A 25,912-nucleotide genomic window follows, 5' to 3' on the forward strand; every position below is an offset into this window, starting at 1 on the left:
TCAAGCCAGCGGACCATTGAGCAACGGCACGAAGCGCACGGCTTCCAGAACATGCCGGGAGAACCCGTGCTCTTCGCGCACGATCAACATCAGTTGCTGGACGTCGCCGGCGCCCACCGGAATCACCAGTCGGCCACCGGGCGCGAGCTGATCGAGCAGGGCCTGGGGCACATCGGTCGCCACTGCGGTAACGATGATGCCGTTGTAGGGTGCCAGGGCCGGCCAGCCTTCCCAGCCATCGCCCCAGCGAAAGACCACGTTGCGCCGCTCGAGCGTCTGCAGGCGTTCCTTGGCGCGATCCTGCAGGACCTTGATCCGCTCGACCGAGAACACCCGCTCGACCAGCTGCGACAGCACGGCGGTCTGGTAGCCCGAGCCGGTGCCGATCTCCATGACCTTGTCCAGTGGCCCCGCCGCCAGCAGCAGCTCGCTCATGCGTGCAACCATGTAGGGCTGGGAAATGGTCTGGTTGTGGCCGATCGGCAGTGCGGTGTCTTCGTAGGCGCGGTGCGCCAGTGCTTCGTCGACGAACAGATGGCGCGGTGTGCGACGCAGTACCTCGAGCACCTGGGTATTGGCCAGGCCTTCGTCGCACAGGCGCTGAATCAAGCGTTCGCGCGTGCGCTGCGAAGTCATGCCGATGCCATGGTGCTGATTGTCTCTCTGGCGCATCAGCCAAGCTCCTCCAGCCAATCTTGAACGTGGCCGAAGGCCTCGTTGAAGGTGCGATCCAGTTGCAGTGGCGTGACCGACACGTAGCCCTGCATGACAGCATGGAAATCGGTGCCCGGGCCGCCATCTTCGGCGTCGCCGGCCACGGCGATCCAGTAGCCCGGCTTGCCCCGCGGGTCGACCATGCGGATCGGCGCCGCAGCCCGTGCCCGATGGCCCAGGCGAGTCAGCACCATGCCGCGGATACGCTCGATCGGCAGGTTGGGGATGTTCACGTTGAGCACGGTACGAGGCGGCAGGTTCAACCGGTCTCGGGCCTCGATCAGCTTGCGCGCGTAGTAGGCTGCCGTCGGCAGGTGCTCGGGCTGGCGAGACAACAACGAGAACGCAAACGAGGTATGCCCCAGAAAACGCCCCTCGAGGGCAGCAGCCACCGTGCCCGAATACAGCACGTCGTCGCCCAGGTTGGCCCCCAGGTTTATACCTGAAACCACCAGGTCGGGCTCGAAAGGCAGCAGGCCGTTCAGGCCCAGGTGCACGCAGTCGGTGGGTGTGCCGTTGACGCTGATGAAGCCGTTGGGCAAGGTCTGCGGATGCAGCGGCCGGTCCAGCGTGAGTGAACTGCTGGCGCCGCTACGGTCCTGATCGGGGGCGATCACCGTGCACTGGGCATAGTCCTGCAACACGTCGTGAAGCGCGGCCAGGCCGGGGGCGGTGACCCCATCATCGTTGGAAATCAGAATACGCATGGACTTTCCGTCTGCCCTGTCGGCACCAGATCGACGAGTTCGCGCACCACGACAGTGGCGAAGCAACCGGCCGGCAGGACGAAGTGCAACTGCAGGATGTCAGGCTCGGGATAATGCCACGTCAGCTCGCCGATGGGCAGCCGCAGGATGCGTCGCTCCTGTGCCAGGCCCGCTTTTGCAAGCCAGGCACACAGCGCCGGGTGCTGGTCGCCGATGGCGTTTTCCAGTTCGGCGCAGCGACCGGCGGCGACCGATGCGCCCTCGCCCCACAGCGCCCCGGTAGGGTGCAGGTCGAGGATGTCCAGGCGTGGATCACTGCATTCGGCTTCACCGGCGGGAAAGAAGCTGCGGCTGTCGGTGAACGCCAGCAGATCACCGATCCGGGCGCGGTTCCAGGTACCGTCGGCGACGCGCGCGGCAAGTATCTGGTTGAACAGGAAACTGCGCGCCGTGGAGAGCAGCCGCGAACGCACATTGCGCTGCTCGGGCAGCGCCTGGCGTTCGGCATACTGCTGAGCGTCGAACACATTGCCGCCCTGGAAACCGAAGCGCTGGGTGCCGAAATAATTCGGTACGCCGGTCTGCTGGATTTCTCCAAGGCGCGCATCGAGCGCGGCCCGGTCGGCCTTGAGTGCGGTCAGGCGCACGGTGAAGCCGTTGGCCGAGTGCGCACCGCGTTGCAGTTTGCGCGAGTGCCGGGCCTGCTTGAGGATGGCCAGGGTGTCGCCCTGCGCCGCGCTCAGGTCCGGATCGGCCTTGCCTGGCAGATGCAGGCTGAACCACTGCCGGGTCAGCGCCTGGCGATCCTTGAGGCCTGCATAGCTGACCGTGCGCAACGGCACGCCAGCGGCCTTGGCCAGGCGGCGGGCTGCTTCTTCGGTATTGAGGTTGCGTTTCTCGACCCAGAGCCAGAGGTGCTCGCCCTGGCCGGCCAAGGGAATATCCAGCACTTCGTCGACCTGGAAGTCTTCGGCGCTGGCCTTGAGTACGGCGCTGCCCAGGCTGTCGCCCGTGGCCCGCGGACCCAGCAATTCGAATTCGGTCATGCGCGCAGCAACAAGGCGACCGCATGCACGGCGATACCTTCCTCGCGCCCGGCGAACCCGAGCTTTTCGGTAGTGGTCGCCTTGACGTTGACTTGATCCAGCTCCACGCCCAGGTCGGCGGCGATCCGTTCACGCATGGTTTCTATGTGGGGCGCCATTTTCGGCGCCTGGGCGACGATGGTGGCGTCGACATTGCCGACTTTCCAGCCTTTGCTCGCCACGACCGCGAGCACGTGGCGCAACAGCACGCGGCTGTCCGCGCCCTTGAACTGCGGATCGGTGTCGGGAAAATGCTTGCCGATGTCGCCCAAGGCAGCTGCGCCGAGCAAGGCATCGCTCAAGGCATGCAGTACGACGTCGCCGTCGGAATGAGCCAGCAGGCCGAACTTGTGTGGGATTCGCACGCCACCCAGGGTAATGAAGTCACCCTCGGCGAAACGGTGCACGTCGTAGCCGTGGCCAATACGCATAGAAAAAAACGCCCCGATTGAGTCAGGGCGTGATTCTACCTGCTTTGGCGGAGGTTGGGCGGATCAAAACATCTGCAGGTGACTGTGCTGGCGCCTTCGCGGGCAGAGGGCGCCAGCGCAGTCACTTCAAGGCCTTGGCATGATGGCGCAAATGGTCATCGATGAAGCTGGCGATGAAGTAGTAGCTGTGGTCATAGCCCGGTTGCATGCGCAGCGTCAGTTCATAGCCGGCCGACTTGGCCGCCTGACTCAGAGCCTGGGGCTTGAGCTGGCTCTCGAGGAAATCATCGCGATCGCCTTGATCCACCAGCAGCGGCAGATGTTCCGCCGCATCGGCGATCAGCACGCTGGCATCCCATTCGCGCCAACGCGAGCGCTCCTCGCCCAGGTAATGGGAAAACGCTTTCTGGCCCCAGGGGCAATCCATCGGATTGCTGATGGGCGAGAACGCCGAAATCGACCGATACCGCCCCGGATTGCGCAGCGCGCAGACCAGCGCTCCGTGGCCACCCATGGAATGGCCACTGATGGAGCGCTTGTCCGACGCGGGGAAATGCGCTTCCACGATGGCTGGCAATTCATGCACCACATAGTCATGCATGCGGTAATGCAGCGCCCACGGCTGCTCGGTGGCGTTCAGATAAAACCCGGCACCCAGACCGAAATCCCATGCCTGGTCCGGATCATCCGGCACTCCCGCCCCGCGCGGGCTGGTGTCGGGCGCAACGATGATCAAGCCCAACTCGGCAGCCAGCTCCAGGCCGCCGGCCTTCTGCATGAAGTTCTCGTCGGTACAGGTCAGCCCCGACAGCCAGTACAGCACCGGCAACTTGCCGCCCTGCTCCGCTTGCGGCGGCAGGTACACGGCGAAGGTCATGTCGCAACCCAGCTCCTTGGAGCGGTGCTTGTAGCGTTTGTGCCAGCCGCCGAAGCTCTTCTGGCAGGACAGGTTTTCCAGGCTCATGGCAGACCTCAGAAGTGGATGACCGAACGAATGCTCTTGCCTTCATGCATCAGGTCGAACGCTTTGTTGATGTCTTCCAGGCCCATGGTGTGGGTGATGAAGGTATCCAGCGGGATCTCGCCGGTCTCGGCCATTTCGACGTAGCTGGGCAACTCGGTACGCCCGCGCACGCCACCGAATGCCGAACCGCGCCAGACCCGTCCGGTGACCAGCTGGAACGGGCGCGTGGCGATTTCCTGGCCAGCGCCGGCCACGCCGATGATCACCGACTCACCCCAGCCCTTGTGGCAGCATTCGAGCGCCGCACGCATCAGTTGCACATTGCCGATGCACTCGAACGAGAAGTCCACGCCGCCATCGGTAAGGTCGACGATGACTTCCTGGATCGGCCGGTCATATTCCTTGGGATTGATGCAGTCGGTTGCACCCAGCTGGCGGGCGATCTCGAATTTGCTTGGGTTGATGTCGACGGCGATGATGCGACCGGCCTTGGCCTTGACCGCACCGATGATGGCCGACAGACCGATACCGCCCAGGCCGAACACGGCCACGGTATCGCCCGGCTTGACCTTGGCCGTGTTGAGCACCGCGCCGATACCGGTGGTGACGCCACAACCCAACAGGCAGACCTTTTCCAGCGGCGCCTGCTTGTCGATCTTCGCTACCGAGATCTCCGGCAACACGGTGTACTCGGAGAACGTCGAGGTGCCCATGTAATGGAACAGTTCCTTGCCGTTGTACGAGAACCGCGTGGTGCCGTCCGGCATCAAGCCCTTGCCCTGAGTGGCGCGGATGGCCTGGCACAGGTTGGTCTTGCCCGATTTGCAGAACTTGCACTGGCGGCACTCTGGCGTGTACAGCGGAATGACGTGATCGCCCACCGCAACCGAAGTGACCCCCTCGCCTACCGCTTCGACGATGGCGCCGCCTTCGTGGCCCAGTACCGACGGGAAGATGCCTTCAGGATCCGCACCCGACAGGGTGTAGGCATCGGTATGGCAGACCCCGGAAGCGACCACGCGCAACAGGACTTCGCCTGCCTTGGGCATGGCCACGTCGATCTCGACGATTTCCAATGGCTTGTTGGCTTCGAATGCAACCGCGGCGCGGGACTTGATCATCAATGCTTGCTCCTGAAATGAACGGGACTGCCAACAGTGTAATTCATGGGAGGATGCGGAATAATCGCCCCTTGCGCAAAACATTGATGCCGTACAGGGATAATCGAGTGAATGATAACCGCTGGGAGGGTATCGACGAGTTCGTCGCAGTGGCCGAGTGCGCGCACTTCACGGCCGCAGCGCAGCGGCTGGGCGTGTCGTCGTCTCACGTCAGTCGCCAGATCGCTCGATTGGAAGAACGCCTGCAGACCCGCCTGCTCTATCGCAGCACGCGACGGGTAGCGCTGACCGAGGCAGGGCAGACATTCCTCCAGCATTGCCAACGCCTGCAGGACGGTCGCGACGAAGCCTGGCGCGCCATGAGCGACCTGACCGGTGAACCCAAGGGACTGCTGCGCCTGACCTGCGCAGTGGCCTATGGCGAGCGCTTCATCGTGCCGCTGGTCACGCGCTTCATGGGGCTGTACCCGCAACTGCGCGTGGAGATCGAGCTGAGCAACCGCACCCTCGATCTGCTACAGAAGGCCTGGACCTGGCCATCCGCCTGGGACGCCTGCAGGACTCGCGACTGGTGGCAACCAGGCTGGCGCCGCGGCGAATGTTCCTGTGCGCTTCACCGCACTACCTGGCGCGCTATGGCCGGCCCCACAGTGTGTCGGAGTTGACGCGGCACAACTGCCTGGTGGGCAGTTCGGATATCTGGCCGCTGCAGGTCGATGGCAAGGAACAGGCGCAACGCGTGCAGGGCAACTGGCGCTGCAACAGTGGCCAGGCGGTCCTCGACGCGGCGTTGCAGGGCGTCGGGCTGTGTCAGCTGCCTGATTACTACGTGCTGGAACACTTGCGCAGCGGCGCACTGGTGTCGCTGCTGGAGGCCCACCAGCCGCCCAACACGGCGGTGTGGGGGCTTTATCCGCAACAACGGCACTTGTCGCCGAAGATCAGGAAGCTAGTCGATTATCTCAGAGAAGGGTTGGCCGAGAGGCCCGAGTATCTGTAGGAGCGGTCATCGGCCGCGAACGACGCCACCGCCCCCCTCAGCCACGCATCGCCCAACGCTGGCGCAGCCACTCCAGATCTTCAGGCCGGGTCACCTTGAGGTTGTCCGCCCGGCCCTCCACCAGCTTCGGCGCGAAACCGGCCCACTCGATGGCCGAGGCCTCGTCGGTAATCTCCACTCCGGCCACCAGGCTATCGGCCAGAGCCCGATGCAGGACGCCCAGACGAAACATCTGTGGCGTGAACGCCTGCCAGATCGTGCTGCGATCCACCGTATGCTGAACCCGCCCAGTCGCATCGGCACGCTTGAGCGTGTCGCGCGCGGGCACGGCCAACAGACCGCCGACGCTGTCATCAGCCAGCTCGGCAAGCAGTTTGTCGAGGTCGGTGCGAGAAAGGTTGGGCCGCGCCGCATCGTGCACCAGCACCCAATCACTGCCGTCGGCGCCCTGGGCGTGTAAATGCAGCAAGGCGTTGAGCACCGAGTCGGCACGCTCGCGACCACCGGCCACGCGCTGGATCAGCTCGTTGCTGGCACTGGGCAGGTCGGGCCAGAACGGGTCATCGGCGGCGATGCTGACGACCACGCCCTTGAGCTGTGGATGGCCGAGGAAACAGTCGATGCTGTGTTCCAGGATGGTGCGACCGCTCAAGGTCAGGTACTGCTTGGGGCGGTCCGCTGCCATGCGCGCACCCACGCCCGCAGCGGGAATCACTGCCCAGAAGGCTGGCAGCGAGGTATTCATTGGGCCAACTGGTAGAGGGTTTCACCCTCCTTGACCATGCCCAGTTCATGGCGAGCGCGTTCTTCGACGGTCTCCATGCCCTTTTTCAATTCGAGTACTTCGGCGTCCATCACGCGATTGCGCTCCAGCAGCCGTTCGTTCTCGGCATGCTGTTCGGCGATCTGCTGTTTCAGCTCGGCTACCTGCTTGAGACTTCCGTTTCCGACCCACAGGCGATACTGCAAACCACCCAGGAGCAGAAGCAAGACAAGAAACAACCAATAAGGACTGCGCATCACGTTACCCAGTGGTAAAAAACTTCAACTCTGCGACCAGATAGCACGAAGCCTGGCATCCGCCAGGCTCCGCATGTCGTCTTTCTACCATCTATTGCTTAGCCGCGAAACTCGTCGCGACCACGATAGATCGCCTTGGAACCCAACTGCTCTTCGATACGCAGCAGTTGATTGTACTTGGAAACACGGTCCGAGCGGCACAGCGAGCCGGTCTTGATCTGGCCGGCAGCGGTGCCCACGGCCAGGTCGGCAATGGTCGAATCTTCGGTTTCACCGGAACGGTGCGAGATCACCGCGGTGTAGCCGGCAGCCTTGGCCATCTGGATGGCTTCCAGGGTTTCGGTCAAGGTACCGATCTGGTTGAACTTGATCAGGATGGAGTTGGCGATCTTCTTGTCGATGCCTTCCTTGAGGATCTTGGTATTGGTCACGAACAGGTCGTCACCCACCAGCTGGACTTTTTCGCCGATCTTGTCGGTGAGAATCTTCCAGCCAGCCCAGTCGGATTCGTCCAGGCCGTCTTCGATCGAGATGATCGGGTAGCGCTCGGTCAGGCCCTTGAGGTATTCGGCAAAACCTTCGGCGTCGAACTTGTGGCCTTCACCGGCCAGGTCGTAGGTGCCGTTTTCGAAGAATTCGCTGGCAGCGCAGTCCAGGGCCAGGGTCACGTCGGTGCCCAGTTTGTAGCCGGCTTTCTCGACGGCTTCGGCAATGGCGCTCAAGGCATCTTCGTTGGACGCCAGGTCCGGCGCGAAACCACCTTCGTCACCTACGGCAGTGCTCAGGCCGCGAGCCTTCAATACCGCCTTGAGGTGGTGGAAGATCTCGGTGCCCATGCGCAGGGCGTCGGAAAAGGTCTTGGCGCCAACCGGCTGGACCATGAATTCCTGAATGTCGACATTGTTGTCGGCGTGCTCGCCACCGTTGATGATGTTCATCATCGGCACGGGCATGGAGTAGACGCCCGGCGTGCCGTTGAGGTTGGCGATGTGCGCGTACAGCGGCAGGTCCTGATCCTGCGCGGCAGCCTTGGCAGCGGCCAGGGACACGGCGAGGATGGCGTTGGCGCCCAGCGAAGCCTTGTTCTCGGTACCGTCCAGGGCAATCATGGCGTGATCCAGACCCTTCTGGTCGACCGGATCCTTGCCCAGCAGCGCATCGCGAATCGGGCCATTGATGTTGGCCACCGCCTTCAGAACACCCTTGCCCATATAGCGGCTCTTGTCGCCGTCACGCAGCTCCAGCGCTTCGCGCGAGCCGGTAGAAGCGCCCGACGGTGCACAGGCGCTGCCGATGATGCCGTTTTCCAGAAGCACGTCGGCTTCTACGGTAGGGTTGCCACGGGAGTCGAGAACTTCACGACCTTTGATGTCGACGATTTTTGCCATTGTTATGAACACTCCAAAGTAGACGAGACGACGCAGCTTGGGCTTTAGCGATCCCCTCGCGGGCATAGACCCGCTCCCACTGGGCTCGATGTGGGAGCGGGTCTCTGCCCGCGAAAGGGTCACCGCAACAAATCGGGCACTACTTTACCGCAATCAGGCCGTTTCGATCGCCGGGAAACCTTTGACCAATTCATCCAGCGCCTTGAGCTGGGCAAGAAACGGTTCCAGCTTGTCCAGGCGCAGCGCGCAGGGGCCGTCGCACTTGGCGTTGTCCGGGTCCGGGTGGGCTTCCAGAAACAGCCCGGCCAGGCCCTGGCTCAGGCCAGCCTTGGCCAGGTCGGTGACCTGGGCGCGACGGCCACCGGCCGAGTCGCTGCGACCGCCCGGCATCTGCAGGGCGTGGGTCACGTCGAAGAACACCGGGTACTCGAACGACTTCATGATGCCGAAGCCGAGCATGTCCACTACCAGGTTGTTGTAGCCGAAGCTCGAACCGCGCTCGCAGAGGATCAACTGGTCGTTACCGGCTTCCTCGCACTTGGTCAGGATGTGTTTCATTTCCTGCGGCGCAAGGAACTGGGCTTTCTTGATGTTGATGACCGCGCCGGTCTTGGCCATGGCCACCACCAGGTCGGTCTGGCGCGACAGAAAGGCGGGCAGCTGAATGATGTCGCAGACTTCGGCAACCACAGCGGCCTGTTCAGGCTCGTGCACGTCGGTGATCAGCGGCACGTTGAAGGTCTTCTTGATCTCTTCGAAGATGCGCATGCCCTCCTCCAGGCCGGGGCCGCGGTAGGAGGTCACCGAAGAACGGTTGGCCTTGTCGAAGCTGGCCTTGAACACGTAGGGGATGCCGAGCTTGTCGGTCACCCGCACGTATTCTTCACAGACCTTGAGGGCCATGTCGCGTGATTCCAGCACGTTCATGCCACCGAACAACACGAACGGCTTGTCGTTGGCGATCTCTATATCGCCAACGCGGATGATCTTCTGCGCCATGGTGATCAGGCCTTCTTCTGATGTTGAGCCAATGCGGCCTTGACGAAGCCGGTGAACAACGGATGACCGTCACGCGGCGTCGAGGTGAATTCGGGGTGGAACTGGCAGGCCACGAACCACGGATGGTCCTTGGACTCGACCACTTCGACCAGCGCGCCGTCACCCGAGCGCCCGGAGACGACCAGCCCAGCTTCGACCAGTTGCGGCAGCAGGTTGTTGTTCACTTCGTAGCGATGACGATGACGCTCGACGATCACGTCGCGGGCGTAGCAGTCGTGAACCTTGGAGCCGCCGACCAGCTGGCAGTCCTGCGCGCCCAGACGCATGGTGCCGCCCAGGTCGGAGGCTTCGGTGCGGGTTTCCACGGCGCCGGTGGCGTCTTCCCACTCGGTGATCAGACCGACGACCGGATGGCCGCTGGCGCGATCGAATTCGGTGGAGTTGGCGTCTTTCCAGCCCATGACGTTACGGGCGAACTCGATGACCGCCACCTGCATGCCCAGGCAGATACCCAGGTACGGCACCTTGTTCTCGCGAGCGTACTGCACGGCGGTGATCTTGCCTTCCACGCCACGCAGGCCAAAGCCGCCGGGCACCAGAATGGCGTCGACGCCTTCGAGCAGGGCGGTGCCCTGGTTCTCGATGTCTTCGGAATCAATGTAGCGCAGGTTGACCTTGGTGCGGTTGCTGATGCCGGCATGGCTCATCGCTTCGATCAGCGACTTGTAGGCATCGAGCAGCTCCATGTACTTGCCGACCATGGCGATGGTCACTTCGTGTTCGGGGTTCAGCTTGGCATCGACCACCGCTTCCCATTCGGACAGGTCGGCGCCGCCGCACTGCAGGCCGAAGCGCTCGACGACGAAGTCATCCAGGCCCTGGGAGTGCAGGATGCCAGGGATCTTGTAGATGGTGTCGGCGTCTTCCAGGGCAATCACCGCACGCTCTTCGACGTTGGTGAACTGAGCGATCTTGCGGCGCGACGACGTGTCGATCGGGTGATCGGAACGGCACACCAGCACGTCAGGCTGCAAGCCGATGGAGCGCAGTTCCTTGACCGAATGCTGGGTCGGCTTGGTCTTGGTCTCACCCGCGGTGGCGATGTAGGGGACCAGCGTCAGGTGCATCAGCATGGCGCGCTTGGCACCGACCTCGAAACGCAGCTGGCGGATCGCTTCCAGGAACGGCTGGGATTCGATGTCGCCAACGGTGCCGCCGATTTCGACCATGGCCACGTCGGCATCGCCGGCGCCCTTGATGATGCGCCGCTTGATCTCGTCGGTGATGTGCGGGATGACCTGGATGGTCGCGCCCAAGTAATCACCACGGCGCTCCTTGCGCAGCACGTGCTCGTACACCCGGCCGGTGGTGAAGTTGTTGTTCTGGGTCATGGTCGTGCGGATGAACCGCTCGTAGTGCCCCAGGTCCAGGTCGGTCTCGGCGCCGTCGTGGGTGACGAACACTTCCCCGTGCTGGAACGGGCTCATGGTGCCCGGGTCGACGTTGATGTACGGGTCCAGCTTGAGCATGGTGACTTTGAGCCCCCGCGCCTCCAGGATGGCCGCCAATGAAGCCGAGGCAATGCCTTTCCCCAATGAAGAAACAACACCGCCCGTGACGAAGATGTAGCGCGTCATGAAAAACCCTAGAAGTCTGCGTTAAAGCGGCAGAAGCCGCCGGGGAAAGCGAAGGAAGGCCGAAGCCCCCGACGGCCAAAAACGGTTTGGCAATCGGCAACGTCCGTGAATCCGGTGGGTTCACAGAAGTTGTATCAAGAAGGGAGCGTAGTCTACCGGATTCCCCCTTTCATCTCAAACTCTGCTCGCCGGTTGTCGGCGACCAGAGCAGTCGTCCTTCGATGGCAGACAGCGGCAGGTTGGCCACGGCAACCAAGCGGTCGTGGATGAACAGCAGCGGCAAACGATCGCGCACGAACCCTGGCAGCCGGCTTTCATTGAGCAAGCGCTTGAGGTCACGCTCGCCGCGAACGGGCAGGCGCAGGCGCTCGCCGCCCTGGCGGTAGCGGATCTGCGCGTGCCCCGGCAACGGGCCGCCCTGCCAACGCACCTCGCCGTTGCCGACCAACTGCAGGGCTTGTCGGGTGTCTGGCCAATCCTGAGACGGGGGCTGGGCCTGCGACCATTGGCCACTGACCCACCAGATCCGCCCGTGGGCCCTGTGCAGCTCGCCGTCGGCCAGGCGCCAGACCGGCGTAGCGGCGGGATCCGCGTCGCGCAGGGACGTCCAGCCAACCCAGTGCTGGGTATCAGGCAAGCGCGTCAGAGGCGCAAGCCAGTATTGCAGGGCATTGCGCTGACGGCTTTCGGACAGGGTACGAAGCGGCGCCAGGGTCAGGCTGGGCAATGCCAGCCAGGAAGGTTCGCCAGCTGTGTGCGCAGGCGCAAGGTCCGCGGCGGCCAGTTCATCCAGCAGCTGCGCCGCCTCGCTCAGGTGCGCGGCGGCCCTGGCGATACTGCCGGCAGCCTGGGGCCAGCGCGCCGTGATCACGGGCAGGACCTCGCCACGCAGATAGTTGCGAGAGAAACGCGTGTCGGTGTTCGAGGGGTCTTCGATCCACTGCAGGCCATGGTTGCGAGCGTAGGCAAGCAACTCGGCGCAAGGCTCGTCGAGCAACGGCCTCACCAGTATCCCCTGCCCTTGCGGCCGCTGCCTGGGCATTGCTGCAAGCCCTCGCACACCGGCGCCGCGCAGCAGACGAAACAGTACGGTTTCGGCCTGATCGTCCTGATGCTGGGCTGCGAACAGCACATCAGCGGCGCCGAGCAGCGCATCGAAAGCGCGATAGCGCGCCTGGCGTGCGGCTTGCTCCAGGCTGGCACCGTCCTGCACCCGAACCTTGATCACCTGCAAGGGCACATCGAGCTGATCGCAGAGTGCCTGGCAGTGGGCGGGCCAGGTGTCGGCAACCGCTTGCAGGCCGTGATGGATATGAATGGCGGTCAGGGCTGGACGGTTGGGCACGCTGGCCAACAGGTGCAGCAGGACGGTGGAATCGAGGCCACCGGAGAGGGCGAGGTGCCAGGCGGGGGCTTGCAGATAAGGCTTCAGCCTGTTGCTCAGGCGCTGGGCCAGGGCGGAGGGTTCACGCATGGGGCGACCCCTTTTCAGTCCATGGTTCCGGATCGACGGTGCGCCCTTCGCGGGCAGAGCCCGCTCCCACAGGAAATTGTGGGAGCGGGGCGGGCGGCTGAGCCCTCTGCCCGCGAAGGGCGCGCTGCGGTCTCGGCCCTTACAACCCGTAGCTCATCAACCGGTCATAGCGGCGGCCGAGCAAGGTCTCGGTGTCGAAACCCTTGAGCATGTCCAGCTGGCTGGTCAGCTCGGCGCGAATAAGGGCCGAGGCAGCGGCCGGATCGCGATGGGCGCCACCCAGGGGCTCATCGATCACCTTGTCGACGATGCCCAGGTGATTCAAGCGTTCGGCGGTGATGCCCATGGCTTCCGCAGCGTCCGGCGCCTTCTCGGCAGTCTTCCACAGAATCGACGCGCAGCCTTCGGGCGAAATCACCGCATAGGTCGAATACTGCAACATGTTCAGCTGGTCGCAGACGCCGATGGCCAGCGCACCACCGGAACCCCCTTCGCCGATGACGGTGGCGATGATCGGCGTCTTCAGCCGCGCCATGACCCGCAGGTTCCAGGCGATCGCTTCGCTCTGGTTGCGCTCTTCGGCATCGATGCCCGGATAGGCGCCCGGTGTGTCGATGAAGGTGAGGATCGGCATCTTGAAGCGCTCGGCCATTTCCATCAGGCGGCAGGCCTTGCGATAGCCTTCAGGGCGCGGCATGCCGAAGTTGCGACGGACCTTCTCGCGCACTTCACGGCCTTTCTGGTGGCCAATGATCATCACCGGCTGGTCGTCGAGGCGGGCGACACCACCGACGATGGCGGCGTCGTCGGAGAAATGCCGATCACCGTGCAGTTCATCGAATTCGGTAAAGATGTGCTGGATGTAGTCCAGGGTGTACGGGCGGCGCGGGTGACGCGCGAGCCGGGCAATCTGCCAACTGGTCAGGTTGCCGAAGATGCTTTCGGTCAGCGTGCGGCTTTTGTCTTGCAGACGAGAGATCTCGTCGCCGATGTTCAACGAATTGTCGTTGCCTACCAGGCGCAGCTCTTCGATCTTGGCTTGCAGGTCAGCGATCGGCTGTTCGAAATCAAGAAAATTCGGGTTCATAGGCATCCGTCTTGGGTCGACGGCCAAGCGGCCGGCCGGTTGATCCGTTTGGCGCCATACCTTAAAGGAAACGGCGCGTTCAGGTCGAGTTTATTAATTGTGGTCGAACCCGCCCCGCAGGGCCAGTTCAACGATATTGCAGAAAGACGTTCTCGCGGCCGAACTGGTCACGCAGCGCTTGAATCAAGCTGTCGGCCGGGTCGATCCGCCAGCCTTCGCCAAACTGCAGCGTGGCCTTGGCATCGCTGCTGGTGTATTCCATGGTAATCGGGCAGGCGCCACGGTGCTGGCGACACAATTCACCGAGCCAGCCCAGCCGGTCGCCGCCCAGCCCGTCGGCGTGCACCTTGAGGCGCAGGCTTTCGGCCAGGTTGGTGCGCGCATCCTCCATGCTCATCACGCGCTTGACGCGCAGGCGCAGCCCCCCGGAGAAATCGTCGTTGCTGACCTCCCCTTCCACCACCACCATCGCATCGGTCTGCAGCAGCGACTGAGCGGACATGAAGGCATCGGCGAACAACGACGCCTCGATACGTGCCGAACGGTCGTCGAGGGTGATGAAACCCATCTTGTCGCCCTTCTTGTTCTTCATCACCCGCAGGGCGATGACCATGCCCGCCACTGTCTGGGTTTCGCGCGAAGGCTTGAGGTCGATGATGCGCTGGCGTGCGAAGCGGCGGATCTCGCCTTCGTATTCGTCGATCGGGTGCCCGGTCAGGTACAGCCCCAGGGTTTCCTTCTCGCCGCGCAGCCGCTCCTTGAGCGTGAGTTCCTTGGCCTTGCGGTGGCTGGCGTAGACATCGGCATCGGCTTCGACGAACACCCCGCCAAACAGGTCGTCGTGGCCGCTGTCGTGGGTGCGTGCAGTCTGTTCCGCCGCCTTGATCGCCCCTTCCATGGCTGACAGCAAGACTGCGCGGTTGCGATCGATGTTGGCCTGGTAGGCCTTGGTTTCATCATGGAAATGCGGGCCCAGCCGATCGATCGCGCCACTACGGATCAGGCCGTCGAGGGTGCGCTTGTTGATGCGCTTGAGGTCGACGCGCTCGCAGAAATCGAACAGGTCCTTGAACGGGCCGGCCTGACGCGCCTCGATGATCGCCTCCACCGGGCCTTCGCCGACACCCTTGATCGCGCCCAGCCCATAGACGATGCGACCGTCGTCGTTGACCGTGAACTTGAACTCGGAATTGTTCACGTCCGGCGCGTCCAGGCGCAGCTTCATGGTGCGCACTTCTTCGATCAGGGTCACGACCTTGTCGGTGTTGTGCATGTCTGCCGAGAGCACCGCAGCCATGAACGGCGCCGGGTAGTGGGTCTTGAGCCAGGCGGTCTGGTAGGACACCAGGCCATAGGCGGCAGAGTGGGACTTGTTGAAACCGTAGCCGGCGAATTTTTCCACCAGGTCAAAAATGTTCCCGGCCAGGTCCGGGTCGATATTGTTGCTCGCGCAGCCTTCGATGAAGCCACCGCGCTGCTTGGCCATCTCCTCGGGTTTCTTCTTGCCCATGGCGCGGCGCAGCATGTCGGCGCCACCCAGGGTGTAGCCCGCCATGACCTGCGCGATCTGCATCACCTGCTCTTGATACAGGATGATGCCGTAGGTCGGCGCCAGCACCGGCTTCAGGCCTTCGTACTGGTAATCCGAATGCGGATACGCCAGTTCGGCGCGGCCGTGCTTGCGGTTGATGAAGTCGTCCACCATGCCCGACTGCAGCGGCCCCGGTCGAAACAGGGCCACCAGGGCGATGAGGTCTTCCAGGCAGTCGGGCTTGAGCTTTTTGATCAGCTCCTTCATGCCGCGCGACTCGAGCTGGAACACCGCCGTGGTCTCGGCCTTCTGCAGCAGCTGGTAGGTCGGTTTGTCGTCGAGCGGAATGAACGCGATGTCCAGCGGCGCTTCGTTGACCTTGGCACGGTCGCGGTTGATGGTCTTCAACGCCCAGTCGATGATGGTCAGGGTGCGCAGGCCGAGGAAGTCGAACTTGACCAGGCCGGCGGCTTCCACGTCATCCTTGTCGAACTGGGTCACCAGGCCGTCGCCGGCCTCGTCGCAGTAGATCGGCGCGAAGTCGGTCAGTTTGGTCGGCGCGATCACCACACCACCGGCGTGCTTGCCGACGTTACGCACCACGCCCTCGAGCTTGCGCGCCATGTCCCAGATTTCCGCGGCTTCTTCGTCGACCTTGATGAAATCGCGGAGAATTTCTTCCTGTTCGTAGGCTTTTTCCAAGGTCATGCCGACTTCGAACGGAATCATCTTGGACAGCCGGTCGGCCAGGCCATAGGACTTGCCCTGCACCCGCGCCACGTCGCGCACCACCGCCTTGGCCGCCATGGAACCGAAGGTGATGATCTGGCTCACCGCATTGCGGCCATATTTGTCGGCCACGTAGTCGATGACCCGGTCGCGGCCATCCATGCAGAAGTCGACGTCGAAGTCGGGCATGGAGACCCGCTCGGGGTTGAGAAAGCGCTCGAACAGCAGGTCGTACTCCAGCGGATCGAGGTCGGTGATCTTCTGCACGTAGGCCACCAGCGAACCTGCGCCCGAACCGCGGCCCGGACCGACCGGCACGCCGTTGCTCTTGGCCCACTGGATGAAGTCCATCACGATCAGGAAGTAGCCGGGAAAGCCCATCTGGATGATGATGTCGAGCTCGAAATTCAGCCGGTCGACATAGACCTGGCGGCGCGCCTCGTAATCCTCGGTGGTGTCCCTGGGCAACAGCACGGCAAGGCGTTCTTCCAGGCCGTCGAACGAGACCTTGCGGAAATATTCGTCAATGGTCATGCCATCGGGAATCGGATAGTCGGGCAGGAAGTGCTTGCCCAGCTTGACGTCGATGTTGCAACGCCTGGCGATCTCGACCGTGTTTTCCAGCGCCTCGGGCAAGTCGCTGAACAGCTCGGCCATTTCCTCGGCGCTCTTGAGGTACTGCTGGTCGCTGTAGTTCTTGTTGCGGCGCGGGTCGTCGAGCGCCCGGCCTTCACCGATGCACACGCGGGTTTCGTGGGCTTCGAAGTCTTCCTGCTTGATGAAGCGCACGTCGTTGGTGGCCACCAGTGGCGCGCCCAGACGGTCGGCCAGGGCCACAGCCGCGTGCAGGTATTCTTCGTCGTTGGTGCGATTGGTCCGCTGCACCTCGACATAGAACCGCTCGGGGAAAATCGCCATCCATTCGCGCAACAGGTTGTCGGCATCGCCCGGGTAACCGCCCAGCAGCGCCATGCCGATCTCGCCCTCCTTGCCCGCCGACAGGCAGATCACCCCTTCACTGGCTTCGGCCACCCACTGCCGTTCGACGATCACCTGGCCATTGCGCTGGCCCTCGATGAAGCCACGGGAAATCAGTTCGGTAATGTTGCGATAGCCGACTGCGTTCATCGCCAGCAGGCTGATGCGGCTCAACTGTCCATCGGGGTCGCGGTTGGCCAGCCACAGGTCGGCACCGCAGATCGGCTTGATGCCGGCGCCCATGGCCGCCTTGTAGAACTTCACCAGCGAACACATGTTGTTCTGGTCGGTCACCGCCACCGCCGGCATGTTCATGCCGGCCAGCGCCTTGACCAGCGGCTTGATCCGCACCAGGCCGTCGACCAGCGAGTATTCGGTGTGCAGGCGAAGATGAACGAAGGAAACCGACATGTTGATCCTATGGGTTGCGGTAGAACGACAAGGCCCGGATTGTACCGGGCCTTGATCAAAACATCAGCCTGCTAGACCCAGGCGGGCGCTTGATCGCTGCTTTCACGCGCCTGCCATGCGGCACGAACCGGTGCGAACGATCGCCGGTGAATAGGCGTCGGGCCCAGTCGGGCCAAGGCTTCCAGGTGCACCGGTGTAGGGTAGCCCTTGTGCCCGCCCATGCCATAGCCGGGGTAGATCAATTCGAACGCGGACATTTCCCGGTCGCGGCTGACCTTGGCCAGGATCGAAGCGGCGGCGATCGCCGGGACCTTGGCATCACCCTGGATCACCGGAGCGCTGGGCACGTCCAGCTGCGGGCAGCGATTGCCGTCGATCAGTGCAAGCCTTGGCGTGATGCTCAGGCCCTGCACCGCCCGCTGCATGGCGAGCATGGTTGCGTGCAGAATGTTCAGGCGGTCGATCTCTTCGACTTCGGCGCGCGCGATGCACCAGGCCAGGGCTTTCTCGCAGATCTCTTCGTAAAGCAGTTCACGACGCGCTTCGGTGAGCTTTTTCGAATCGTTGAGCCCGAGGATCGGCCGTCGCGGATCGAGAATCACCGCTGCCGTCACCACCGCGCCGCACAGCGGCCCGCGGCCGACTTCGTCGACACCGGCAACCAGCTCTTCGACCAGATCGAAATCCAGCCCCATCTGCAGTTGCCTGCCTGTCTGTGGAGGCTTAGCCATCGTTCCTGCCTATCAGTTGCAACACGGCCTCGGCCGCCTGGTTGGACGCATCACGGCGCAGCGTGCGGTGAATAGCATCGAAGCCGCTGGTCTGTTCTTCACCGCTCGCCAGCAGGGGCAGCAGCCGGTCGGCCAGGGCCTGGGGCGTGGCCTCATCCTGCAGCAGCTCGGGGACCAGCATGCGCTGGGCCAGCAGGTTGGGCAACGACACGTAGGGGCTTTTGACCATGCGCTTGAGAATCCAGTACGTCAGGGGCGCCAGCCGGTAGGCGACCACCATCGGGCGCTTGTACAACAAGGCTTCGAGGGTGGCCGTGCCGGAGGCGATGAGTACCGCATCACAGGCGGCCAGCGCGGTGTGCGAGTCACCGTCGAGCAAGGTCACCGGCAACGTCCGCCCGACGAGCATCTGCTCCAGTTGCGCGCGGCGCTGTGGGTTGGCGCAGGGAATGACGAAACGCATCTGCGGGTGCGCCTGCAACAGCAACTGGGCGCTGTCGAGGAACAACTCGCCCAGGCGCCCGACTTCGCCGCCGCGGCTGCCCGGCATCAGCGCCACGACCGGAAAATCACCCGCCAGGCCCAGCTGTGCGCGGGCCTGACCGCGATCGGCGTGCAGCGCAATGGTGTCGGCCAAGGGATGGCCAACGAAGCGCACCGGCACGCCCTGCTCTTCGTAGAACCTGGCCTCGAAGGGCAGTAGCGTCAGCATCAGGTCGCAGCCCTGGCGAATCTTCAGCACCCGCTTCTGCCGCCACGCCCACACCGAAGGGCTGACGTAGTGCACGGTCTTGATCCCGGCCTGGCGCAGCTTGAGCTCGATGTTGAGGGTAAAGTCAGGAGCGTCGATACCGATGAACACGTCCGGCTTGCACGCGATCAGCTCGGCAACCAGCTGCTTGCGCCGGGCCAGCAGTTCGCGCAGGCGACCCAGCACCTCGACCAGGCCCATGACCGACAGACGCTCCATGGGGAAGCGACTGACCAGCCCTTGGGCTTCCATCAGCGGACCCCCGACGCCGATGAACTGGATGTGCGGATGGCGTGCCTTGAGCGCGCGCATCAGTCCCGAACCCAGGATATCGCCGCTGGCTTCACCTGCCACCAATGCCACGGTCAGCGCTGCGGGGTGAGACATCAGCGGGTGATGCCGCGGGTCGAGGACTGGATCGACCTGAGGAAGACGTCGACCTCGGGGTACAGACGCGCTGGCTCGGCCAGATCGAGCAATGCCTGCTCGACGGTCAAGCCTCGGCGATAGACCGTCTTGTAGGCACGGCGCAGGGCGTGGATGGCGTCGTCGCTGAAGCCGCGGCGGCGCATGCCTTCGAAATTCATGCTGCGGGCTTCGGCCGGGTTGCCGAACACCGTGACATAGGCCGGCACGTCCTTGCCGATGGCCGTGCCCATGCCCGAAAAGCTGTGGGCACCGATGTGGCAATACTGGTGCACCAGGGTAAAGCCGGAAAGGATCGCCCAGTCGTGCACGTGCACATGGCCGGCCAGTGCCGTGTTGTTGACCAGGATGCAGTGGTTGCCGATCACGCTGTCGTGCCCGATGTGGGCGTACGCCATGATCAGGTTGTGATCGCCCAGCGTGGTTTCGGCGCGGTCCTGCACGGTGCCACGGTGAATGGTCACACCTTCACGGATGACGTTGTGGTCACCGATGACCAGGCGGGTTTCTTCGCCCTTGTACTTGAGGTCCGGCGTGTCTTCCCCAATGGAGGAAAACTGGTAGATGCGGTTGTGCCTGCCGATGCGGGTCGGCCCCTTGAGGATGACATGGGGACCGATCACGGTGCCCTCGCCGATTTCCACGCCCGCACCAACGATCGACCAAGGGCCGACTTCGACGCCATCTGCCAGAACGGCGGACGGGTCGATGATGGCGCGAGGGTCAATCAAACTCATAGCTTGCGTTCCGCACAGATGATCTCGGCCGAGCAGACCGGCTTGCCGTCGACCGAAGCCTTGCAGTCGAACTTCCAGATCTGCCGCTTGCAGCTGATGAACTTGGCTTCCAGGATCAGTTGGTCGCCGGGCAGCACGGGCTGGCGGAAACGCAGCTTGTCCGAACCCACGAAGTAGTAGAGCGTACCGTCGGCCGGTTTGACATCGAGCATCTTGAAACCAAGGATGCCGGCGGCCTGGGCCATGGCCTCGATGATCAGCACGCCCGGCATGATCGGGTGCGCGGGAAAGTGACCATTGAAGAACGGCTCGTTGATGCTGACATTCTTGTAGGCGCGAATGCTCTGGCTTTCGACGTCCAGCTCCACTACGCGATCCACCAGCAGAAAGGGATAGCGGTGCGGCAGGTATTCGCGAATCTCGTTGATGTCCATCATTTCGGGGGGAAGCCTGTAGTAAAGATAGGGAGCGCGCGGCTGACGCGCGACACTCCTATTGCAAATCAAGGGGCAGTCTAGCGGCTGGGCACACTTGATATGGAAAGGGTATCAGCCATCAGATGACGCTTTACCGCCTTGGGTCACTGCCTCGACACGCTTTTCCACCTGCTTGAGGCGGCGCGCCATGTCGTCCAACTGCCGCAGTCGCGCGGCGCTCTTGCGCCACTCGGCCGCTGGCTGCATCGCCGTACCCGAGGAATAGGCACCGGGTTCGGTGATCGAATGGGTCACCATGGTCATGCCGGTGATGAATACCCCATCGCAGATCTCGATGTGCCCGACCAGGCCTACACCGCCTGCGAGCATGCAATTCTTGCCGATCTTGCTGCTTCCCGAAATGCCGACACAGGCGGCCATGGCGGTGTTGTCGCCAATCTGCACGTTGTGGGCAATCTGGATCTGATTGTCGAGCTTCACACCGTTGCCGATCAAGGTATCGGCCAACGCGCCGCGGTCCACGGCGGTGTTCACGCCAATCTCGCAGTCGTCACCGATGCTGACTCCGCCGATCTGGGCGATCTTCTGCCAGACGCCTTTCTCGTTGGCAAAACCGAAGCCTTCGCCACCCAGCACCGCACCGGACTGTATGACCACGCGCTTGCCGATGCGCACGTCGTGATAGAGGGTCACGCGCGGCGCCAACCAGCCACCTTCACCGATCTCGCAGCGCGCACCGATGAAGCAATGCGCGCCGACGGTTACCCCGGCAGCGATCCTGGCACCGCTTTCGATCACGGCGAACGGCCCGACACTGGCGGCGGCATCGACCTGGGCGTCATCTGCAATGACGGCCGTCGGATGAACACCGGCGCTGGCGCGGGGCTTGGGATCGAACAGGTGGGAGATGCGCGCATAGGCAAGGTAGGGATCGGGAACGATCAATGCATCGCCTTGAAAGCCTTCGGCATCGGCGGCCTTGAGCAGTACGGCGCCGGCATGGCTGTCGGGGAGGAACTTGCGGTACTGCGGGTTGGCCAGAAAGCTCAGCTGAGCTGGGCCGGCCTCCTGCAAGGTGGCCAGCCCAGTGATGATCTTCTCCGGGTCGCCACTGACCGTGGCCCCCAGGAACTCGGCCAATTGGCCGAGCTTCATGGTCGCTGTCATATCAGCGCGACTGATTCATGCGCTCGATGACCTGGCGCGTGATGTCGAACTGAGGCTTGACATCAATCACCGCACCGCGCTCCAGAACCAGGTCGAAGGCGCCCTTCTTGATGACTTCTTCGACGGCGCCGTCGAGCTTGGGCTTGAGCTGCTTGAGCATTTCGCGGTCGGCAACGGCCTTGGCTTCGTTCAGCTCCTTGGACTGGAACTGGAAGTCGCGGGCTTTCTGCTTGAATTCCAGCTCCAGACGCTCGCGCTCGGGCTGGGCCATCTTGTCGCCACCGGCGACCAGACGGTCCTGAATGCTCTTGGCGCTGCTTTCCAGGGTTTTCAGCTTGCTCAGTTGCGGGCCGAATTTCTTCTCGGCATCGACCGCGTATTTCTTGGCAGCGTCAGACTCGAGCAGCGCCATCTGATAGTTCAGAACGGCGATTTTCATGTCGGCGAAAGCCGGAGTGGCACCCAACGAGGCGGCGAGGGTCGCGGCCAGAACAACCATTTGAGTCAACTTGCGCACAATAAACTCCTACAAAATCCGTTGTTGTTGCCAAGGAGCAGACCTTAGAAGGTCTGGCCCAGAGAGAATTGGAAGACCTGGGTTTCGGCATTGTCAGGCTTCTTGACCGGCATCGCCAGGCTGAAGCTCAGTGGGCCCAGGGCGGTGATCCAGGTCACGCCCAAGCCGGCGGAGACGGCCATGTTAGCGATGTCGATGTCGTTGCATTCGTTAAGCTTGGTACCAGCCGAGTCACGCTTAACGTTGCAATTGGTATCGAAAACGTTACCCACATCCACAAACAGAGACGTTCGCAGCGAGCGCTGATCCTTGACGAATGGCAGTGGGAAGAGGATCTCGGCACCACCGGTGATCTGTACGTTACCACCAAAGGCCAGTGGATCCTGATCCGGGTCCTCCAACGTGCCGCGTCCAGGGTTTTCCTGACTTGGCGTACTACGCGGACCCAACGTGCTGTCCTTGAAACCTCGGACCGAGTTGAAGCCACCGGCATAGTAGTTCTCGTAGAACGGCAGGCCGTCGGTGGAACCGTAGCCATCGCCGTAGCCCAGTTCGGTGTGGAAGCGCATGGTGTAGTTTTCGGTGATCGGCACGAACGCCTGGTTGCGGTAGTCGATCTTGAAGAATGACAGGTCGCTGCCAGGAATGGTCACTTCACCGGTCAAGCTTTGCGAAGCACCGCGGGTTGGCAGTACGCCCTTGTTCAAGGTGGACGACGACCAGCCGGCCGACGCCTTGAAGTTGAGGAACTTGTCGCCTTCCTTCTCGGTGAAATCGAAGATCTCTTCGACGGTGTAGTTACCCGTCTTGATTTCGTCCTGCTGAACGCTCAAGCCGAAGGTCAGGCGCGAGGTCTCGCTGATCGGGTAGCCGAAGTTCATGCCGGCGCCGAGGCTGTCCACGGCGTAGCTGGCCACGTCGACGTCGAGGTCGTCGTAGTCGGTGGTGCGGTAGAACGCGTTGTAGCCCAGGCTGACGCCGTCCGGCGTGTAGTACGGATCGGTGTAGCTGAAGTTGTAACGGCTCTGGTATTCACTGCGGGTCAGGCCGATGGACACACGGTTACCGGTACCCAGGAAGTTGTTCTGACTGATCGAACCACCGAGGATCAGGCCGGCGCTCTGGGCGAAGCCAACGCTGGCGGTGATCGAACCGGAGGCTTGCTCTTCCACGGCGTAGTTGACGTCGACCTGGTCGTCGGTGCCTGGCACGGCCGGCGTCTCGACGTTCACTTCCTTGAAGAAGCCAAGGCGCTCGAGGCGGGTCTTGGATTGGTCGATCAGGTAGGTCGAGGCCCAGCCGCCTTCCATCTGGCGCATTTCGCGACGCAGCACTTCGTCTTCCGACTTGGTGTTGCCACGGAAGTTGATGCGGTTGACGTAGGCACGCTTGCCCGGATCGACCACGAAGGTAATATCGACCGTGTGGTCCTCGTCGTGCGGCTGAGGCACGCCGTTGACGTTGGCAAAGGTGTAGCCGTCGTTACCCAGGCGGCGGGTGATCAGCTCGGACGTGGAGGTCATGACCTTGCGCGAGAACACCTGGCCCTTCTTCACCAGCATCAGCTGCTGGACCTGATCTTCGGGGACCTTGAGGTCGCCGCTGAGCTTGACGTCGCGAACCGTGTACTTTTCGCCTTCGTTGACGTTGACGGTGATGTAGACGTGCTTCTTGTCCGGGGTGATCGACACCTGGGTGGACGCGATGTCCATGTTGATGTAACCGCGGTCCAGGTAGTAGGAACGCAGACGCTCCAGGTCACCGGACAGCTTTTCCCGTGCGTACTTGTCATCGTTGCGGAAGAACGACAGCCAGTTGGACGTCTTGAGTTCGAACAGGTCGGTCAGGTCTTCTTCGGGGAATACCGAGTTGCCCACCACGTTGATGTGCTGGATGGCCGCAACCGTACCTTCGTTGATGTTAATCTTCAGGGCGACGCGGTTGCGTGGCTGGGTGACCACTTCGGTATCGACCGAGGCCGAGTAGCGACCCTGGGCGACGTACTGGCGCTGCAGCTCGTTGCGCACGCCTTCGAGAGTGGCGCGCTGGAAGATCTCGCCTTCGGCCAGTCCGGACTGCTTGAGGCCCTTCATCAGGTCTTCGGTGGAGATGGCCTTGTTGCCTTCGATGTCGATACTGGCCACCGAGGGTCGTTCGACCACGGTGATCACCAGGACGTTACCGTCCCGGCCCAGCTGGATATCCTGGAAGAACCCGGTTTTAAAGAGTGCACGGGTCGATTCCACCAGGCGACCGTCGTCGGCCTGGTCACCTACGTTCAACGGCAACGCGCCAAACACGCTGCCGGCGGAAACCCGCTGCAGCCCGTTGACACGGATATCGGAGATGGTGAAGGACGCGGCGTGAACTTCAGCGATCATCAGTACGGCAAGAACCGCAGTTAGCAGCAGACGTTTCATGAAGTCCTTTCTTATTCCAACTGGCAATAAACAAACTGCCGCAGAAGCGGCAGGTTCGCAAACGAGCGAAGCGTTACAGTCGACCCAGATCGTTTATCAGGGCAAGCAGCATGACGCCAACCACCAGACTGATGCCGATCTGGATTCCCCAACCCTGTACCCGATCGGAGACTGGGCGACCACGCACCCACTCGATCAGGTAGAACAACAGATGCCCCCCATCCAGTACTGGAATGGGCAGCAAATTGAGAACTCCGAGGCTTATGCTCAGGTAGGCGAGGAAATTCAGGAAATCCCCAAAACCCGACTGGGCCGAAGCGCCCGCCACTTTAGCAATGGTTATCGGTCCACTCAAGTTTTTTACCGAGAGCTCGCCGAACAGCATTTTCTTCAGGGAATCAAGGGTCAGCACGCTCATGGTCCAGGTACGCCTGGCGCCCTCGACCACGGCATCGAGCGGCCCGTAGCTGACTTCGCGCAGCATCTGCGGTGGCCACTCGACCGGTTTCACCCCGGCGCCGAGGTACCCGGCGGCCTTGCCTTCACCCTTGGAAACCAGGTTGACCGGGACATCCAGTGGAGCGTTGTCGCGCTCTACGCGCAACACGATCCGGCTGTCCGGACGTTCTCGGACCAGGTCCACGACCTGCTGCCAATCGCCCAGGGGCTGGCCGTCCAGCGCCAGCAGGCGGTCCCCGGTACGCAAACCGGCGGCCTGCGCCGGGCCGTTGGGATCCAGCTCGGCGAGTATCGGCGCCAGCGCCGGACGCCATGGACGGATGCCCAGCGAGCGGATCGGGTCGGGTTCGTCGGAGCCCTGCAGCCACTGGTTCAAGGCCAGCGAGCGAGTGGCTTCATTGCTGGAGCCAGGTTCGCGCACGGTCAACTGCAAGGCACCGGTTTCGCCCAGGCGCCTTACCATTTGCAGGTTCACCGCAGCCCAGCCGGAGGTGCTTTCGCCATCCACCGCGACGATTTCCTCACCTGCCATCAGACCGGCGGTTGCCGCGATGCTGCCCGGCTCGACCGAACCGACCACCGGCTTGAGCTGCTGAGTGCCGAGCATCGCCAGCAGCCAGAAGAACACCAGGGCGAGCAGAAAGTTGGCCGCAGGCCCGGCGGCGACGATGGCGATGCGCTGACGCACGCTCTTGCGATTGAACGACTGTTCGACCTGGTCGGCCGGCACGTCGCCCTCGCGCTCGTCGAGCATCTTGACGTAGCCACCCAGCGGAATCGCCGCGACGACGAATTCCGTGCCCTGGCGGTCATGCCAGCGCAACAGAGGCGTGCCGAAGCCCACCGAAAAACGCAGCACTTTGACGCCACAACGCCGTGCGACCCAGAAATGGCCGAACTCGTGAAAGGTAACCAGCACACCCAATGCCACCAGGGTGCCGATAATCATGTAGAGCGCACTCATAACTCTCTCCGAACTACGGCCATGCAG

General features: G+C 62.8%; 22 protein-coding genes and 1 pseudogene. 1 reads left to right on the forward strand and 22 read right to left on the reverse strand.

Annotated elements, in window-relative coordinates:
- From IFU31_RS05770 to IFU31_RS05795, 6 genes are all read right to left on the reverse strand, one after another.
- Nucleotides 1-636, reverse strand: a complete 636-nt coding sequence (locus IFU31_RS05770) for a protein-L-isoaspartate(D-aspartate) O-methyltransferase (RefSeq protein WP_163007435.1) — start codon at nt 634-636, stop codon at nt 1-3.
- Between the two features lie 35 nt (nt 637-671).
- Entirely contained in the window at nt 672-1,421 is a 750-nt protein-coding gene (gene surE / locus IFU31_RS05775; protein ID WP_192102490.1) for a 5'/3'-nucleotidase SurE, read from the reverse strand.
- A complete protein-coding gene (gene truD, locus IFU31_RS05780) occupies nt 1,409-2,467 on the reverse strand; it encodes a tRNA pseudouridine(13) synthase TruD (RefSeq protein ID WP_122476540.1) in 1,059 nt (352 codons plus the stop codon). The genes surE and truD overlap by 13 nt, the downstream gene beginning before the upstream one ends.
- Complete coding sequence (ispF, locus tag IFU31_RS05785) at nt 2,464-2,937, reverse strand: 2-C-methyl-D-erythritol 2,4-cyclodiphosphate synthase (protein ID WP_122476541.1); 474 nt, start codon at nt 2,935-2,937, stop codon at nt 2,464-2,466. Before ispF ends, truD begins: the two co-directional genes overlap by 4 nt.
- 121 nt (nt 2,938-3,058) lie before the next feature.
- On the reverse strand, nt 3,059-3,901 hold the full coding sequence (gene fghA, locus IFU31_RS05790; RefSeq protein WP_192102491.1) for an S-formylglutathione hydrolase: 843 nt from the start codon (nt 3,899-3,901) through the stop codon (nt 3,059-3,061).
- Between the two features lie 8 nt (nt 3,902-3,909).
- The gene (locus tag IFU31_RS05795) at nt 3,910-5,022 is read right to left on the reverse strand and encodes an S-(hydroxymethyl)glutathione dehydrogenase/class III alcohol dehydrogenase (RefSeq protein WP_185794273.1); all 1,113 of its coding nucleotides are present in this window, start codon (nt 5,020-5,022) and stop codon (nt 3,910-3,912) included.
- 86 nt (nt 5,023-5,108) lie between these two features.
- Between IFU31_RS05795 and IFU31_RS05800 the strand changes: the two are divergent.
- Nucleotides 5,109-6,022: pseudogene (locus tag IFU31_RS05800) on the forward strand (LysR family transcriptional regulator).
- A gap of 37 nt (nt 6,023-6,059) precedes the next feature.
- On the opposite strand, the gene ispD reads toward IFU31_RS05800, so the two are convergent.
- The 16 genes from ispD to rseP form a co-directional block, all read right to left on the reverse strand.
- A complete protein-coding gene (gene ispD / locus IFU31_RS05805) occupies nt 6,060-6,767 on the reverse strand; it encodes a 2-C-methyl-D-erythritol 4-phosphate cytidylyltransferase (RefSeq protein ID WP_192102492.1) in 708 nt (235 codons plus the stop codon).
- Nucleotides 6,764-7,042: a cell division protein FtsB gene (gene ftsB / locus IFU31_RS05810; RefSeq protein ID WP_043185120.1), complete on the reverse strand. Its 279-nt coding sequence runs from the start codon at nt 7,040-7,042 to the stop codon at nt 6,764-6,766. Before ftsB ends, ispD begins: the two co-directional genes overlap by 4 nt.
- 98 nt (nt 7,043-7,140) lie before the next feature.
- On the reverse strand, nt 7,141-8,430 hold the full coding sequence (gene eno / locus IFU31_RS05815; RefSeq protein ID WP_185794270.1) for a phosphopyruvate hydratase: 1,290 nt from the start codon (nt 8,428-8,430) through the stop codon (nt 7,141-7,143).
- A 153-nt stretch (nt 8,431-8,583) separates the two neighbouring features.
- Nucleotides 8,584-9,429: a 3-deoxy-8-phosphooctulonate synthase gene (kdsA, locus tag IFU31_RS05820; RefSeq protein WP_122476550.1), complete on the reverse strand. Its 846-nt coding sequence runs from the start codon at nt 9,427-9,429 to the stop codon at nt 8,584-8,586.
- 5 nt (nt 9,430-9,434) lie between these two features.
- Nucleotides 9,435-11,066, reverse strand: coding sequence for a CTP synthase (locus IFU31_RS05825; protein ID WP_122476552.1), 1,632 nt, complete (start codon nt 11,064-11,066; stop codon nt 9,435-9,437).
- A 169-nt stretch (nt 11,067-11,235) separates the two neighbouring features.
- On the reverse strand, nt 11,236-12,540 hold the full coding sequence (tilS, locus tag IFU31_RS05830; protein WP_192102493.1) for a tRNA lysidine(34) synthetase TilS: 1,305 nt from the start codon (nt 12,538-12,540) through the stop codon (nt 11,236-11,238).
- 139 nt (nt 12,541-12,679) lie between these two features.
- Nucleotides 12,680-13,627, reverse strand: a complete 948-nt coding sequence (locus IFU31_RS05835; protein WP_122476555.1) for an acetyl-CoA carboxylase carboxyltransferase subunit alpha — start codon at nt 13,625-13,627, stop codon at nt 12,680-12,682.
- Between the two features lie 127 nt (nt 13,628-13,754).
- Nucleotides 13,755-17,276: a DNA polymerase III subunit alpha gene (gene dnaE / locus IFU31_RS05840; protein ID WP_122476557.1), complete on the reverse strand. Its 3,522-nt coding sequence runs from the start codon at nt 17,274-17,276 to the stop codon at nt 13,755-13,757.
- Nucleotides 17,277-17,347: 71 nt separating this feature from the next.
- Nucleotides 17,348-17,977 (reverse strand): ribonuclease HII, encoded by a 630-nt coding sequence (gene rnhB, locus IFU31_RS05845; RefSeq protein WP_163007437.1) that lies wholly within the window; start codon nt 17,975-17,977, stop codon nt 17,348-17,350.
- Between the two features lie 22 nt (nt 17,978-17,999).
- Entirely contained in the window at nt 18,000-19,145 is a 1,146-nt protein-coding gene (gene lpxB / locus IFU31_RS05850) for a lipid-A-disaccharide synthase (protein ID WP_185794265.1), read from the reverse strand.
- Entirely contained in the window at nt 19,145-19,921 is a 777-nt protein-coding gene (gene lpxA, locus IFU31_RS05855) for an acyl-ACP--UDP-N-acetylglucosamine O-acyltransferase (protein WP_192102494.1), read from the reverse strand. The genes lpxB and lpxA overlap by 1 nt, the downstream gene beginning before the upstream one ends.
- The gene (gene fabZ, locus IFU31_RS05860) at nt 19,918-20,358 is read right to left on the reverse strand and encodes a 3-hydroxyacyl-ACP dehydratase FabZ (RefSeq protein ID WP_043185101.1); all 441 of its coding nucleotides are present in this window, start codon (nt 20,356-20,358) and stop codon (nt 19,918-19,920) included. The genes lpxA and fabZ overlap by 4 nt, the downstream gene beginning before the upstream one ends.
- A gap of 111 nt (nt 20,359-20,469) precedes the next feature.
- The gene (gene lpxD, locus IFU31_RS05865) at nt 20,470-21,525 is read right to left on the reverse strand and encodes a UDP-3-O-(3-hydroxymyristoyl)glucosamine N-acyltransferase (protein ID WP_122476563.1); all 1,056 of its coding nucleotides are present in this window, start codon (nt 21,523-21,525) and stop codon (nt 20,470-20,472) included.
- A 1-nt stretch (nt 21,526) separates the two neighbouring features.
- Nucleotides 21,527-22,042 (reverse strand): OmpH family outer membrane protein, encoded by a 516-nt coding sequence (locus IFU31_RS05870; RefSeq protein WP_049862282.1) that lies wholly within the window; start codon nt 22,040-22,042, stop codon nt 21,527-21,529.
- A 44-nt stretch (nt 22,043-22,086) separates the two neighbouring features.
- A complete protein-coding gene (gene bamA, locus IFU31_RS05875) occupies nt 22,087-24,462 on the reverse strand; it encodes an outer membrane protein assembly factor BamA (protein WP_192102495.1) in 2,376 nt (791 codons plus the stop codon).
- A gap of 73 nt (nt 24,463-24,535) precedes the next feature.
- Nucleotides 24,536-25,885 carry a sigma E protease regulator RseP gene (gene rseP / locus IFU31_RS05880; RefSeq protein ID WP_122795109.1) on the reverse strand — a complete coding sequence of 450 codons (1,350 nt, stop codon included), beginning with the start codon at nt 25,883-25,885 and terminating at the stop codon, nt 24,536-24,538.
- Nucleotides 25,886-25,912 lie beyond the last annotated feature (27 nt).

This window comes from Pseudomonas sp. CFBP 13602 (assembly GCF_014842725.1).
GTDB classification, from domain to species: domain Bacteria; phylum Pseudomonadota; class Gammaproteobacteria; order Pseudomonadales; family Pseudomonadaceae; genus Aquipseudomonas; species Aquipseudomonas baltica.

What these genes read in the sequence shown, in the direction of transcription:
- IFU31_RS05770 (WP_163007435.1), bottom strand. Translation starts at nt 636, where the DNA reads ATGACTTCGCAGCGCACGCGCGAACGCTTGATTCAGCGCCTGTGCGAC.
- surE (WP_192102490.1), bottom strand. Translation starts at nt 1,421, where the DNA reads ATGCGTATTCTGATTTCCAACGATGATGGGGTCACCGCCCCCGGCCTG.
- truD (WP_122476540.1), bottom strand. Translation starts at nt 2,467, where the DNA reads ATGACCGAATTCGAATTGCTGGGTCCGCGGGCCACGGGCGACAGCCTG.
- ispF (WP_122476541.1), bottom strand. Translation starts at nt 2,937, where the DNA reads ATGCGTATTGGCCACGGCTACGACGTGCACCGTTTCGCCGAGGGTGAC.
- fghA (WP_192102491.1), bottom strand. Translation starts at nt 3,901, where the DNA reads ATGAGCCTGGAAAACCTGTCCTGCCAGAAGAGCTTCGGCGGCTGGCAC.
- IFU31_RS05795 (WP_185794273.1), bottom strand. Translation starts at nt 5,022, where the DNA reads ATGATCAAGTCCCGCGCCGCGGTTGCATTCGAAGCCAACAAGCCATTG.
- ispD (WP_192102492.1), bottom strand. Translation starts at nt 6,767, where the DNA reads ATGAATACCTCGCTGCCAGCCTTCTGGGCAGTGATTCCCGCTGCGGGC.
- ftsB (WP_043185120.1), bottom strand. Translation starts at nt 7,042, where the DNA reads ATGCGCAGTCCTTATTGGTTGTTTCTTGTCTTGCTTCTGCTCCTGGGT.
- eno (WP_185794270.1), bottom strand. Translation starts at nt 8,430, where the DNA reads ATGGCAAAAATCGTCGACATCAAAGGTCGTGAAGTTCTCGACTCCCGT.
- kdsA (WP_122476550.1), bottom strand. Translation starts at nt 9,429, where the DNA reads ATGGCGCAGAAGATCATCCGCGTTGGCGATATAGAGATCGCCAACGAC.
- IFU31_RS05825 (WP_122476552.1), bottom strand. Translation starts at nt 11,066, where the DNA reads ATGACGCGCTACATCTTCGTCACGGGCGGTGTTGTTTCTTCATTGGGG.
- tilS (WP_192102493.1), bottom strand. Translation starts at nt 12,540, where the DNA reads ATGCGTGAACCCTCCGCCCTGGCCCAGCGCCTGAGCAACAGGCTGAAG.
- IFU31_RS05835 (WP_122476555.1), bottom strand. Translation starts at nt 13,627, where the DNA reads ATGAACCCGAATTTTCTTGATTTCGAACAGCCGATCGCTGACCTGCAA.
- dnaE (WP_122476557.1), bottom strand. Translation starts at nt 17,276, where the DNA reads ATGTCGGTTTCCTTCGTTCATCTTCGCCTGCACACCGAATACTCGCTG.
- lpxB (WP_185794265.1), bottom strand. Translation starts at nt 19,145, where the DNA reads ATGTCTCACCCCGCAGCGCTGACCGTGGCATTGGTGGCAGGTGAAGCC.
- lpxA (WP_192102494.1), bottom strand. Translation starts at nt 19,921, where the DNA reads ATGAGTTTGATTGACCCTCGCGCCATCATCGACCCGTCCGCCGTTCTG.
- fabZ (WP_043185101.1), bottom strand. Translation starts at nt 20,358, where the DNA reads ATGATGGACATCAACGAGATTCGCGAATACCTGCCGCACCGCTATCCC.
- lpxD (WP_122476563.1), bottom strand. Translation starts at nt 21,525, where the DNA reads ATGACAGCGACCATGAAGCTCGGCCAATTGGCCGAGTTCCTGGGGGCC.
- bamA (WP_192102495.1), bottom strand. Translation starts at nt 24,462, where the DNA reads ATGAAACGTCTGCTGCTAACTGCGGTTCTTGCCGTACTGATGATCGCT.
- rseP (WP_122795109.1), bottom strand. Translation starts at nt 25,885, where the DNA reads ATGAGTGCGCTCTACATGATTATCGGCACCCTGGTGGCATTGGGTGTG.